Origin of the sequence: Zestomonas insulae, assembly GCF_016901015.1 — a bacterium.
GTDB classification, from domain to species: Bacteria; Pseudomonadota; Gammaproteobacteria; order Pseudomonadales; family Pseudomonadaceae; genus Aquipseudomonas; species Aquipseudomonas insulae.
In genome coordinates this window covers 149,932-162,605 of the sequence record NZ_JAFEUP010000005.1, presented here as the reverse complement: position 1 = coordinate 162,605, position 12,674 = coordinate 149,932, and the positions used below count along the sequence as shown (strand labels likewise).

Below are 12,674 nucleotides of genomic sequence, written 5' to 3'. Positions count from 1 at the left end.
GGAAAACGGTGGCGCAAGCCTATGCAAAGGGCGGGCGCAGGACAACCGCGAGATGTCCGACAGAGGTGTCTGGCCGGCCTCCGGGCGCTGGCGTATCCTGCTGCGCCACGGCGGGCAAGGCGTCCGCCGTACAGAACAAGCAGCGTGGGAGAGGTGTCATGGCCGGCCGATGGGTACGTGCGGGAACGTGGGTTTTGCTGAGCGTGCTCAGCCTGTCGGCAGCGGCGAAGGACAAGCAGCCCAGCGCCATCGTGGTCGGTGCCGGCGTGGCCGGGTTGAGTGCCGCCTACGAGCTACAGGCCAAGGGCTGGCAAGTCACCGTGCTGGAAGCCAAGGCGGTGGCCGGCGGGCGCAACGGCCTGGCGACCAGCGAATGGATCGGCAACAGCAAGGCGCAGCCGGTGCTCAACCACTACGTCGACAGCTTCAAGCTGAAGACCCTGCCGGCGCCGGAGTTCGTGCGCACGCCGAGCTACCTGATCGGCGGTCAGTTCTTCAGCAGCAGCGACCTCAAGGACAAGCAGCCGGCTACCGCCGAGGCGCTGGCGCGCTTCGAGAAGTCGCTCGACGACCTCGCCGCGTCGATCGACGACCCGGCCAACCCGGCCGCCAACAACACCCTGTTCGCCCTCGACCAGATCACCGTGGCCAAGTGGCTGGACAAGCTGCAGCTGCCGGAAACCGCGCGCCTGCTGGTCAACCAGCGGATTCGCAGTCGCTATGACGAGCCGTCGCGGCTGTCGCTGCTGTATCTCGCCCAGCAGTCGCGGGTCTACCGCGGCGTCGACGACCGCGACCTGCGTGCGGCGCGCCTGCCTGGCGGCAGCGCGGTGCTGGCCGAAGCCTTCGTCAAGCAGCTGAAGACCCTGAAGACCAACGCCAAGGTCACTTCGGTCAGCCAGGACAAGGACGGCGTCACGGTCAAGGCCGGCGCGGTCGGCTACAGCGCCGACTACGTGGTGCTGGCCGTGCCGCTCAAGGCGCTCGGGCAGATCCAGCTGACCCCGGCGCTCGACGCCAAGCACCTGGCGGCGATGAAGAGCACCAACTACGGTTGGCGCGACCAGATCCTGCTGAAGTTCAAGCAGCCGGTGTGGGACAGCAAGGCGCGCCTGTCCGGCGAGATATTCAGCGACAAGGGCCTCGGCATGCTGTGGATCGAGCCGGCGATGAAGGGTGGCGCCAACGTGGTGATCAACCTGTCTGGCGACAACGCGCGGATTCTCCAGGCCTTCGGCGACCGGCAGATGGCCGACCAGGTGTTGATTCGTCTGCACCAGTACTACCCGAAGGCGCGTGGCGCCTACAGCGGCTACGAAATCCGTCGCTACAGCACCGACCCGAGCACCGGTGGCGCCTACCTGGCCTTCGGGCCCGGCCAGGTGACCCGCAACTGGCGCCTGTGGGAGCAGCCGCTGCAGCGTGTCGCCTTCGCCGGCGAACACACCGACACCCTCTACCCCGGCACTCTGGAAGGCGCGCTGCGCAGCGGCCAGCGCGCCGCCAAGCAGGTCGAGGACCTGTATGCCGGCAAGACCATCGATGTGCCTGGCACTCTGGTGGCGAAGAAGACCGCGCCGGCCGGTGCGGCGGAGAAGGGCGACAAGCCAGGCTTCTTCTCCAAACTGTTTGACTGAGTGGCTCGGGGCGCCGCGTGCGCCCCACCATCCAATCGTATATCTCGATATTTCATAGCGAAATTTTCCGCTTTATCTCGATAGTTTTGCCGCTAGTCTTATCCCACTACGTTTTCGGGATACGTCTTCATGCAGTGGCGCAATTCTTCCGCTCGCTATGGCCTGGTCAGCATGCTGCTGCACTGGGGCGTAGCCGTGGCCGTGTTCGGCCTGTTCGGCCTGGGCTTCTGGATGGTCGGTCTCGACTACTACAGTGCCTGGCGACAAACCGCGCCGGCGCTGCACAAGGACATCGGTCTGCTGCTCTTGGCGGTGATGCTGCTGCGCGTGCTGTGGCGCTTCCTCAGCCCACCGCCGCCGGTGCTGGCCAGCTACGGCGCGCTGACCCGCCTGGGCGCCAAGCTCGGCCATGGCCTGCTGTATCTCGGGCTGTTCGCCGTGATGATCTCCGGCTACCTGATTTCCACCGCTGACGGCCGACCGATCAGTGTCTTCGGCCTGCTGCAGGTGCCGGCGCTGATCACCGGGATTCCCGACCAGGCGGACGTCGCCGGTGCCGTGCACAAGTACCTGGCCTGGGGCCTGGTGATCTTCTCCGGCCTGCACGCCCTGGCGGCGCTCAAACACCACTTTCTCGACCGCGACGCGACCCTGTCCCGCATGCTGGGCCGCGCACGCTGATGACTTCCACCTCACAAGGAACGATGACCATGCTGAAGAAAACCCTGGCCGCCCTGGCCCTTGGCGGTGCCCTGCTGGGCGCCGGTCACGCGATGGCTGCGGACTACATCATCGACAAGGAAGGCCAGCACGCCTTCGTCAACTTCAAGATCAGCCACCTCGGCTACAGCTGGCTGTACGGCACCTTCCGCGATTTCGACGGCAGCTTCAGCTTCGACGCGAAGAACCCCGAGGCGAGCAAGGTCAAGGTGACCATCAACACCGCCAGCGTTGATTCCAATCACGCCGAGCGTGACAAGCACCTGCGCAGCAAGGACTTCCTCAACGTCGACAAGAACCCGACCGCGACCTTCGAGTCCACCGCGGTGAAATCCACCGGCCAGGGCACTGCCGACATCACCGGCAACCTGACCCTCAATGGGGTGACCAAGCCGGTGGTGATCGCCGCCAAGTTCGTCGGCGAAGGCAAGGACCCGTGGGGCGGCTACCGCGCCGGTTTCGAGGGCAGCACCACGCTCAAGCTGAAGGACTTCGACGTGCAGAAGGATCTCGGCCCGGCGTCCCAGGACGTGCAGCTGATCATCTCGGTGGAGGGTGTGCGCCAGTAAGCGCGAACGCTACACAGCAAAACGCCGGCATTTGCCGGCGTTTTGCATTCTGGGGCAGGCCCGAGTGATCAGCTCTCGGTCTGCTCGCTGCGGTTGCGCGTCAGCAGCGCCGGCTTCTCGCCGCCGCGGTTGTTGCGCGCGTCGAGTTGCTCGAGCTGTTCCGGGGTCAGCGAACGGTCGATACGCGACTCCTTGTGCACGATCACCGGCTGACGCGTCGGCTTGTTGATCGGCCCGGAGCCTTCCGGACGCAGCGGTGCGTCGCTCATCAGGCTCTTGTACTCCGGACGTCGACCGCCACGCTTACCGCCGCCGTTACCGCGCGGCTGGCCCTGACCACCCTGGCCGCCGGTGCGACGACCCTGGCCGGCTTGACCGGCGCCCTGGCCGCCGGCAGCGCGCGGGGCACCGCCGGTGCGCGGCTGGCCCTGACCCTGACCTTGGCCCTGACCCTTGCCACGCGGGGCCTGAGCCTGGCCGCCCTGGTTGGTGCGCGGCTGACCGCCACCACCACCGCTACGCTGGCCGCCGCCGGAGCGCTTGTCGCCCTTCTGGTAGGGGCTGACGTAGTCGGCGCGGTTACCGAAGTTGTCCACTTCGTCATCGAGGAACTCGTCCGGCGCGCGGTTCTGCGGCACTTGCGGGACACTGCTCGGCTGGCTGGCGGCGGCACTGTGGCGCTGCTCGGACTTGGCTTTCTGGTGCGGCTTGTTACGCCCACCGCGGTCCTTGCCCTTGTCCTTGCGGCCACCCGGGTGCTCTTCGGTCTTGCCTTCGGGCTTCTTGCGCGCCTGCTGCTGGCCGCGCGGTTGGCGTGGCTCGCGGGTCTCCGGTTTTTCCGCCTCGACCGTGCTGGCGTCGAAACCGAGCAGGTCGCCGTCGGCGATCTTCTGCTTGGTCATCCGCTCAATGCCCTTGAGCAGCTTCTCTTCATCCGGGGCGACCAGCGAGATCGCCTCGCCGCTGCGCCCGGCGCGGCCGGTGCGGCCGATGCGGTGCACGTAGTCTTCCTCGACGTTGGGCAGCTCGAAGTTGACCACGTGCGGCAGCTGGTCGATGTCCAGGCCGCGCGCGGCGATGTCGGTGGCGACCAGGATGCGCACGGAGTTGGCCTTGAAGTCGGCCAGTGCCTTGGTCCGCGCGTTCTGGCTCTTGTTGCCGTGGATCGCCAGGGCCGGCAGGCCGTGCTTGTCGAGGTACTCGGCAAGGCGGTTGGCGCCGTGCTTGGTGCGGGTGAACACCAGCACCTGTTCCCAGGCACCCTGGGTGATCAGGTGCGCGAGCAGGGCGCGCTTGTGGCTGGCGGCGACGCGGAACACGCGTTGTTCGATGCGCTCGACCGTGGTGTTCGGCGGCGTCACTTCGATGCGCTCGGGGTCGTGCAGCAGCTTGCCGGCGAGGTCGGTGATGTCCTTCGAGAAGGTCGCCGAGAACAGCAGGTTCTGGCGCTTGGCCGGCAGGCGGGCGAGGACTTTCTTGACGTCGTGGATGAAGCCCATGTCGAGCATGCGGTCGGCTTCATCGAGGATCAGGGTTTCCACGTGACCGAGGTCGACGGCGCCCTGGCCGGCGAGGTCGAGCAGGCGGCCCGGGCAGGCGACCAGCAGGTCGAGGCCCTTGGCCAGTGCCTGCACCTGCGGGTTCATGCCGACGCCGCCGAAGATGCAGGCGCTGACCAGCGGCAGGTCGCGGGCGTAGATCTTGAAGCTGTCGTGGACCTGCGCGGCGAGCTCGCGGGTCGGGGTCAGCACCAGCACGCGGGTCTGGCGCGGACGGCGCTGTTGAGTCTTGTCCGGGTGACCGTTGGGGAACAGTCGCTCGAGGACGGGCAGGGCGAAGCCTGCGGTTTTACCGGTACCCGTCTGGGCGGCGACCATCAGATCGCGGCCTTGCAACACGGCGGGAATGGCCCGCTGTTGCACCGGGGTGGGTTCGGCGTAGCCGGCAGCTGCGACGGCAGCGGCCAGAGCCTCGGAGAGACCGAGGGAGGCAAAGGACATGAGTCATCCTGTCTAGTTAGGGCGTGGCCCAGGGAAATAGGCCTGGCTTGAAGCACGCTTGGGGCGTGGTCCCGACCGGTTCAGCATGGCCTCTGCGGGCCGCGTGTCCGGGCGTAAGCCTGGCGGGGAAGCCGGAGTATAACAAAACCTGGCGGTTGTGCGTTTTTTCACCGCTCGACGTCCGACGTTCGCCGATCGGCGCGCATCCCGGCGGGTGCGCGCCGACCACCGGACTCAGCTGAGGACTCGGTAGCAGGGCACGTAGGCGCTGCCGCCGGGCAGCTTCATGCGGTGCTGTTCGACGAAAGCATGCAGCAGGCGATCGAGCGGCTGGAGGATGGCTGGGTCCCCGGTGATCTCGTACGGACCGTGCTGCTCGATCAGGCGGATGCCGTTCTCCTTGACGTTGCCGGCGACGATCCCGGAGAACGCCCGGCGCAGGTTGGCGGCCAGCTCGTGCAGCGGCAAGTCACGCGACAGGCGCAGCGCGGCCATGTTGGCGTGGGTCGGCTCGAACGGGCGCTGGAACGTCTCGTCGATCTTCAGCAGCCAGTTGAAGTGGAAGGCGTCGTTGCGCTCGCGGCGGAAGCGGGTGACTTCCTTGACCCCCTGGGCCATCTGTCGCGCCACCTCGGCCGGATCGTTGAGGATCATGGTGTAGCGCTGCTGGGCGGCTTCGCCGAGCGTCGCACCGATGAAGTTGTGCAGCTGCTGCAGGTACGGCCCGGCGCTCTTCGGCCCGGTGACGATCACCGGGAATGGCAGCTCGCAGTTGTCCGGGTGGGTGAGGATGCCGAGCAGGTAGAGGAATTCCTCGGCGGTGCCGGCGCCACCGGGGAAGATGATGATGCCGTGGCCGACGCGCACGAAGGCCTCCAGGCGCTTCTCGATGTCCGGCAGGATCACCAGCTCGTTGACGATCGGGTTGGGCGCTTCGGCGGCGATGATCCCCGGCTCGGTGAGGCCCAGGTAGCGGCCGTTGAGGATGCGCTGCTTGGCGTGGGAGATGGTCGCGCCCTTCATCGGCCCCTTCATCACCCCCGGGCCGCAGCCGGTGCAGATGTCCAGGGCGCGCAGACCCAGCTCGTGGCCGACCTTCTTGGTGTACTTGTACTCGTCGGTGCTGATCGAGTGACCGCCCCAGCACACCACGATCTTCGGCTCGACGCCGCTGCGCAGGGTGCGCGCGTTGCGCAGCAGGTGGAAGACGTAGTCGGTGATGCCCTGCGAGCTGTCCAGGTCGATGCGCTTGTTCTCCAGCTCGCTCTGCGTGTAGACGATGTCGCGCAGCGCGCTGAACAGCATCTCGCGGGTGCTGGCGATCATTTCGCCGTCGACGAAGGCATCGGCCGGTGCGTTGAGCAGTTCCAGGCGGATGCCGCGGTCCTGCTGGTGGATGCGCACCTCGAAGTCCGGGTAGGCCTCGAGGATGGTCTTGGCATTGTCGCTGTGCGAGCCGGTGTTGAGGATCGCCAGCGCGCACTGGCGAAACAGTCGGTAGACGCTGCCCGAGCCGGTTTCGCGGAGTTGCTGCACTTCGCGTTGGGAGAGGGTTTCCAGGCTGCCCTTGGGGCTGACCGAGGCGTTGATCTTCAGGCGTGTGACCATTCTTTCTTCCTGAAAGCGGCGTCGGCGCGGGCGCGCGGACGCGGGACGGGCGAACGGCGCGGCGGAGGCCGCAGCGTTGGCGATTGGGGGTAGTCTTGACCGCCGCTTTGCGTCGGGTCAACGACGGCGCGGCGCTACGGCATTCGACCGGCGTGCCGGGCCGGGGTTTCCTCGCCGGGCCTGACGGCGGGCATAAAAAAACCGGGCTTGCTGCGCCCGGTTTCGTGGTTCCCGCAAACTGCCGCTCAGCGCGGCAGTTTGAGGTTGTTCCAGATCGCCAGACTCGGCTCGGCCTGGTTCAGGGTGTAGAAGTGCAACCCCGGTGCGCCGCCTTGCAGCAGGCGTTCGCACATCTCGCTGATCACCTGCTCGCCGTAGGCCTGGATGCTGGCGATGTCGTCGCCGTAGGCTTCCAGCTGCTTGCGAATCCAGCGCGGGATTTCCGCGCCGCAGGCGTCGGAGAAGCGTGCCAGCTTGCTGTAGTTGGTGATCGGCATGATGCCGGGGACGATCGGCAGTTCGACGCCCAGCTTGCGCACGCGCTCGACGAAGTAGAAGTAGCTGTCGGCGTTGAAGAAGTACTGGGTGATCGCGCTGTGCGCACCGGCCTGGGCCTTGCGGACGAAGTTGGCGAGATCGTCTTCGAAACTGCGCGCCTGCGGATGCATCTCCGGGTAGGCGGCGATCTCGATGTGGAACTGCTCGCCGCTCTCGGCGCGGATGAACTCGACCAGTTCGTTGGCGTAGCGCAGCTCCCCGCTGGCCATGCCCATGCCCGACGGCAGGTCGCCGCGCAGGGCGACGATGCGGTTGATGCCGGCGGCCTTGTACTGGTTGAGCAGGTCGCGCAGGTCGTCCTTGCTGTCGCCGACGCAGGACAGGTGCGGCGCGGTGGCCACGCCGACGTCGCCATTGAGTTGCAGCACGGTACGTAGGGTGCCCTCACGGGTCGAACCGCCGGCGCCGTAGGTGCAGGAGAAGAAATCCGGGTTGTAGCCGGCCAGCTGGCGCGCGGTGGCGATCAGCTTGTCGTGGCCCGCTTCGGTCTTCGCCGGGAAGAATTCGAAGCTGTAACGGCGTTCTTGAGACATGGATCAATCCCTGTGGCGGCAGGCCGGCGACGCGCCCCGTGGGGCGGCCGCCGGCGTGCGGCTTAGTAGCGGTAGGAGTCCGGTTTGAACGGACCTTCCACGGTCACGCCGATGTACTCGGCCTGCTTGCCGGTCAGCTGGGTGACCACGCCGCCGAAGCCGCGGACCATTTCCAGGGCGACTTCTTCGTCGAGTTTCTTCGGCAGCACTTCCACGGTCAGGCGCTCGGCCTTCTGCGCGGCGGAGAGGCTGGCGAACTTCTGCTCGTAAAGGAAGATCTGCGCCAGCACCTGGTTGGCGAACGAGCCGTCCATGATCCGCGACGGGTGGCCGGTGGCGTTGCCCAGGTTCACCAGGCGGCCTTCGGCGAGCAGGATCAGGTAGTCGTCGTTGGCCGGATCGAAGTCACCAGCGCCGGTGCGGTGGATCTTGTGCACCTGCGGCTTGACCTCTTCCCAGGCCCAGGATTTGCGCATGAAGGCGGTGTCGATCTCGTTGTCGAAGTGGCCGATGTTGCAGACCACGGCACGCTTCTTCAGCGCCTTGAGCATGCCGGCGTCGCAGACGTTGACGTTACCGGTGGTGGTGACGATCAGGTCGATCTTGCCCAGCAGGGCGGCGTCGACGCTGGCTTCGGTGCCGTCGTTCAGGCCGTTCTTGTACGGCGAAACGACTTCGAAGCCGTCCATGCAGGCCTGCATGGCGCAGATCGGATCGATTTCCGAGACCTTGACGATCATGCCTTCCTGACGCAGCGACTGGGCGGAGCCCTTGCCCACGTCGCCGTAGCCGATCACCAGGGCCTGCTTGCCGGACAGCAGGTGGTCGGTGCCGCGCTTGATGGCGTCGTTGAGGCTGTGGCGGCAGCCGTACTTGTTGTCGTTCTTGCTCTTGGTCACAGCGTCGTTGACGTTGATCGCCGGGACTTTCAGGGTGCCGGCCTTGAGCATGTCGAGCAGGCGGTGCACACCGGTGGTGGTTTCTTCGGTGACGCCGTGGATGCGCTCGAGCATCTGCGGGTATTTCTTGTGCAGGATCTCGGTCAGGTCACCACCGTCGTCCAGCACCATGTTGGCGTCCCACGGCTGGCCATCTTTCAGGATGGTCTGCTCGATGCACCACTCGTACTCCTGCTCGGTCTCGCCTTTCCAGGCGAACACCGGGATGCCGGCGGCGGCGATGGCGGCAGCGGCCTGGTCTTGAGTCGAGAAGATGTTGCAGGACGACCAGCGCACTTCGGCGCCCAGGGCGGTCAGGGTCTCGATCAGTACGCCGGTCTGGATGGTCATGTGGATGCAGCCGAGGATCTTCGCGCCTTTCAGCGGCTGCTCGCCGGCGTACTTGCGGCGCAGACCCATCAGGGCCGGCATCTCGGATTCGGCGATGATCAGCTCGCGGCGGCCCCAGGCGGCCAGGGAAATGTCGGCGACTTTGAAGTCGGTGAAGCCGGCAGGCGTCATGACAGCGCTCATGCAATGAGTCTCCATTCGTTGTGTGCGAATGGGCGCCGTTGATGCGTATGGTTAACGCCCCATCCGAGCCTGACAGGCGAAAACCTGCTTTGAATCCACCCGTGGCCTTGCCTGAGTGCAGAGGCTGCGGGATTCAAAACAGGCTTTTCGTCCGCTGCAGCGCCCCTCGGACAGGTGGCGGGCGCGGTCGGGCAGAGCCGGCCGCGGAAAAGCCCGGCGATTATAGCGAGGCGCATCGCCCAGCCCAAGCTTTCCGACACCGCCTATCGGATCGATTGAAACGCTTGCTGGGACAGCACTGCGGCGGGCTGCCATGCTCAGTCGCGAACCTGACCAGATAGACAGGAGTGCGTATGAATTTCCACACCCGCAAATGGGTCAAGCCCGAAGATCTCAACCCCAACGGCACGCTGTTCGGCGGCAGCCTGCTGCGCTGGATCGACGAAGAAGCGGCAATCTACGCCATCGTCCAGCTCGGCAACCAGAAGGTGGTGACCAAGTTCATCTCGGAGATCAACTTCGTCAGCTCGGCGCGCCAGGGCGACATCATCGAACTGGGCATCACCGCCACCGAGTTCGGCCGCAGCTCGATCACCCTGACCTGCGAAGTGCGCAACAAGATCACCCGCAAGAGCATCCTCACCGTCGACAAGCTGGTGTTCGTCAACCTCGGCGCCGACGGCCTGCCGGCGCCGCACGGCAAGACCGAGATCACCTACATCAAGGACCAGTTCAAGGACGACGACGCGCTGGCTGATTGACCGGCGAGCACGGCAAGGCGGCGCGCCGGCCATGGCCGGAGGCGACTGAGACGGTCAGGCTGGCGGCTCCTTCTCAAGCTGCGGAGCTGTCATGACCCTCGCCTTCTGGTGTGTCCTCGTCGCCATCATCCTGCCCTACCTCGCCACCGCGATCGCCAAGTTCAGCGGCCGCGACTACGGCCCGCACGCCAACCAGAATCCGCGCGCGTTCCTCGCCGGCCTCGAAGGGCGGCGCCAGCGCGCGCACCATGCGCAGCTCAACGGCTTCGAGGTGACCCCGGCGTTCGCCGCGGCGGTGATCATCGCGCACCTGGCCGGTGGCGCCAGCCAGGCGCTGATGGATGCCCTGGCGGTCGGCTTCATCATCACTCGAGTGCTCTACCTGGCCTGCTACCTGGCCGACTGGGGCCCGGTGCGTTCGCTGGTGTGGTTCCTCGGCATGGGCCTGATCGTCGCGCTGTTCGTGGTTTCGGCCTGACGCGTCCGGCAGCGGGCTGCGGCAAAACACCGCGTTTGGCATTCACCGGCGAGGCGCGGATACTTGGCGCCCCGCCGTAGAGTCCGAAGCCTGAGATGACCGTGAAAACCCTGAGCGTCGCCCTGCTGGCCAGCCTGCTGCTGACCGGTTGCGGGCAGATCGACCCGAATTCGCCGCTCGGCCAGCGCAAGGCGCTGTTCAAGCAGATGCTGCACACCAGCGAAGACCTCGGCGGCATGCTGCGTGGGCGCCTGCCGTTCGACGAAGCGCGCTTCGCCAGCGGCGCGGTCGAGCTCGAGCAGTTGTCGCTCAAGCCCTGGCAGCATTTTCCGCAGGTCAAGGAAGCCGACAAGAGCAACGCCAAGGACGAAGTGTGGCAGCGTCAGGAGCGCTTCCAGCAACTGGCCCGCGAGCTGGAAAGCAGCACCCTGGCACTGGCCGAGGTCAGCCGCAACAAGCCGCTCGATCCGGCGCGCCTGGCCGCGCCGGTGAAGAAGGTGGAAGACGCCTGCGAGGCCTGTCACCGCGAGTTCCGCGACTTCTGACCTCCGTGCCGCGCCTGGGCTGGCGCGGCCGCGCTCAGCGCTTCAGTTCTTCCTGCGCCGCGCGCAATTCCTCGCGCGCTTCGGCGAGCTTGGTCTTGCGCTTGTCGATCTTGGTCTGATCACCCTGGTTCATCGCCTTGCGCAGGTCGGCCTCGCGCTGGGCCACTTCATGCTGGGCCTCCAGCACTTTCTCTTCGCGACTCTTCTGTAGTGTGGCGTCGTCGCAATGCTGTTCGACCTGGCTCAAAGCCGTCTGCAGGCCGCTGAGGCGCCCGGCGTTGCCCTGCGCGCGAGCGGCTTCGATCTGGGTCTGCAGTTCGGCGCGCTTGGCGGCACAGCCGACCGCCTCGGCGGCGAAGGACGGCAGGGCCAGCGCGGTGCAACTGGCGAGGAGGGTGATGCGCAGCAGGTGACGCGAGTTCATGGGTCAATTCTCCAGCGACTGACCTTGAGTCGACCCGGCTGGGCCGGGAAAGTTTGCAGTATGGCGGAGATGCGCGGCGCTGCCGTTGCTGCAGGTCATCTGCCGCGGGCATAAAAAAACGCCGCCTGCCGCAAGCGGCAGACAGCGTTCTTTCGAACGGGACTTACAGGCCGGCAGCGGCGCGCAGGGCAGCGGCTTTGTCGGTCTTTTCCCAGGTGAAGGCGGTGAAGGTGTCGCCGTCGTAGGTCATCTCGAACGGGTTGCGGCCGAAGTGGCCGTAGGCCGCGGTCGGCTGGTACATCGGGTGCAGCAGGTCGAGCATCTTGGTGATCGCGTACGGACGCAGGTCGAAGTGCTCGCGAACCAGCTGGACGATCTTGTCGTCGCTGATCTTGCCGGTGCCGAAGGTGTTGATCGAGATCGAGGTCGGCAGCGCCACGCCGATGGCGTAGGAGACCTGGATTTCGCAACGCTCAGCGAGGCCAGCGGCGACGATGTTCTTCGCCACGTAGCGTCCGGCGTAGGCTGCCGAACGGTCGACCTTGGATGGGTCCTTGCCGGAGAACGCGCCGCCGCCGTGACGGGCCATGCCGCCGTAGGAGTCGACGATGATCTTGCGGCCGGTCAGGCCGCAGTCACCCACCGGGCCGCCGATCACGAAGTTGCCGGTCGGGTTGATGTGGAACTGGGTGTCCTTGTGCAGCAGCTCGGCCGGCAGCACGTGCTTGACGATCAGCTCCATCACGCCTTCGCGCAGGTCGGCGTAGGAGACTTCCGGGTTGTGCTGGGTGGACAGCACCACGGCGTCGATGCCGACCACTTTGCCGCCTTCGTAGCGGCAGGTGACCTGCGACTTGGCGTCCGGGCGCAGCCACGGCAGCAGGCCGGACTTGCGCGCTTCGGCCTGGCGCTCGACCAGGCGGTGCGAGAAGCAGATCGGTGCCGGCATCAGCACGTCGGTTTCGTTGCTGGCGTAGCCGAACATCAGGCCCTGGTCGCCGGCACCCTGGTCTTCCGGCTTGCTGCGGTCGACGCCCTGGTTGATGTCCGGGGACTGCTTGCCAATGATGTTCAGCACGCCGCAGGTGGCGCCGTCGAAGCCGACGTCGGAGCTGTTGTAGCCGATGTCGATGATCACCTTGCGCACCAGCTCTTCCAGGTCGACCCAGGCGGAGGTGGTGACTTCACCGGCGATGATGGCCACGCCGGTCTTGACCAGCGTTTCGCACGCCACGCGGGCGTACTTGTCCTTGGCGATGATGGCGTCGAGCACCGCGTCGGAGATCTGGTCGGCGATCTTGTCCGGATGGCCTTCGGATACGGACTCGGAAGTAAACAGGGAGTAATCGCTCATCTATCGGTTCCTATT

General features: G+C 66.1%; 11 protein-coding genes, 1 pseudogene and 1 riboswitch. Of the genes and pseudogenes, 6 read left to right on the top strand and 6 right to left on the bottom strand.

Going from position 1 to position 12,674, the window contains the following annotated elements; genetic code table 11:
- Nucleotides 1–158 precede the first annotated feature (158 nt).
- From JQX08_RS16620 to JQX08_RS16610, 3 genes and pseudogenes are all read left to right on the top strand, one after another.
- A pseudogene (locus tag JQX08_RS16620) lies at nucleotides 159–1,631 on the top strand (flavin monoamine oxidase family protein); the annotation flags it as partial.
- Between the two features lie 135 nt (nucleotides 1,632–1,766).
- On the top strand, nucleotides 1,767–2,318 hold the full coding sequence (locus JQX08_RS16615) for a cytochrome b (RefSeq protein WP_205349529.1): 552 nt from the start codon (nucleotides 1,767–1,769) through the stop codon (nucleotides 2,316–2,318).
- A 29-nt stretch (nucleotides 2,319–2,347) separates the two neighbouring features.
- The gene (locus JQX08_RS16610) at nucleotides 2,348–2,926 is read left to right on the top strand and encodes a YceI family protein (RefSeq protein ID WP_205349528.1); all 579 of its coding nucleotides are present in this window, start codon (nucleotides 2,348–2,350) and stop codon (nucleotides 2,924–2,926) included.
- A 68-nt stretch (nucleotides 2,927–2,994) separates the two neighbouring features.
- Here JQX08_RS16610 and rhlE2 read toward each other — a convergent pair whose 3' ends face one another.
- The 4 genes from rhlE2 to ahcY form a co-directional block, all read right to left on the bottom strand.
- Complete coding sequence (rhlE2, locus tag JQX08_RS16605) at nucleotides 2,995–4,926, bottom strand: RNA helicase RhlE2 (RefSeq protein ID WP_205349527.1); 1,932 nt, start codon at nucleotides 4,924–4,926, stop codon at nucleotides 2,995–2,997.
- A gap of 234 nt (nucleotides 4,927–5,160) precedes the next feature.
- Entirely contained in the window at nucleotides 5,161–6,534 is a 1,374-nt protein-coding gene (gene ppnN / locus JQX08_RS16600; RefSeq protein ID WP_205349526.1) for a nucleotide 5'-monophosphate nucleosidase PpnN, read from the bottom strand.
- A 245-nt stretch (nucleotides 6,535–6,779) separates the two neighbouring features.
- The gene (gene metF / locus JQX08_RS16595) at nucleotides 6,780–7,625 is read right to left on the bottom strand and encodes a methylenetetrahydrofolate reductase [NAD(P)H] (RefSeq protein ID WP_205349525.1); all 846 of its coding nucleotides are present in this window, start codon (nucleotides 7,623–7,625) and stop codon (nucleotides 6,780–6,782) included.
- Between the two features lie 62 nt (nucleotides 7,626–7,687).
- Nucleotides 7,688–9,097 carry an adenosylhomocysteinase gene (ahcY, locus tag JQX08_RS16590; protein ID WP_205349524.1) on the bottom strand — a complete coding sequence of 470 codons (1,410 nt, stop codon included), beginning with the start codon at nucleotides 9,095–9,097 and terminating at the stop codon, nucleotides 7,688–7,690.
- Nucleotides 9,098–9,120: 23 nt separating this feature from the next.
- Nucleotides 9,121–9,271, bottom strand: a riboswitch (S-adenosyl-L-homocysteine riboswitch).
- 179 nt (nucleotides 9,272–9,450) lie between these two features.
- Between ahcY and JQX08_RS16585 the strand changes: the two genes are divergently transcribed.
- The 3 genes from JQX08_RS16585 (at nucleotide 9,451) to JQX08_RS16575 (ending at nucleotide 10,881) form a co-directional block, all read left to right on the top strand.
- A complete protein-coding gene (locus JQX08_RS16585; RefSeq protein ID WP_205349523.1) occupies nucleotides 9,451–9,858 on the top strand; it encodes an acyl-CoA thioesterase in 408 nt (135 codons plus the stop codon).
- Between the two features lie 91 nt (nucleotides 9,859–9,949).
- Nucleotides 9,950–10,336 (top strand): MAPEG family protein, encoded by a 387-nt coding sequence (locus JQX08_RS16580; protein WP_205349522.1) that lies wholly within the window; start codon nucleotides 9,950–9,952, stop codon nucleotides 10,334–10,336.
- A gap of 95 nt (nucleotides 10,337–10,431) precedes the next feature.
- Nucleotides 10,432–10,881, top strand: a complete 450-nt coding sequence (locus JQX08_RS16575) for a c-type cytochrome (protein WP_205349521.1) — start codon at nucleotides 10,432–10,434, stop codon at nucleotides 10,879–10,881.
- Nucleotides 10,882–10,915: 34 nt separating this feature from the next.
- Here JQX08_RS16575 and JQX08_RS16570 read toward each other — a convergent pair whose 3' ends face one another.
- Complete coding sequence (locus JQX08_RS16570; RefSeq protein WP_205349520.1) at nucleotides 10,916–11,305, bottom strand: DUF1090 domain-containing protein; 390 nt, start codon at nucleotides 11,303–11,305, stop codon at nucleotides 10,916–10,918.
- 163 nt (nucleotides 11,306–11,468) lie between these two features.
- Nucleotides 11,469–12,659, bottom strand: coding sequence for a methionine adenosyltransferase (gene metK / locus JQX08_RS16565; protein ID WP_205349519.1), 1,191 nt, complete (start codon nucleotides 12,657–12,659; stop codon nucleotides 11,469–11,471).
- Nucleotides 12,660–12,674 lie beyond the last annotated feature (15 nt).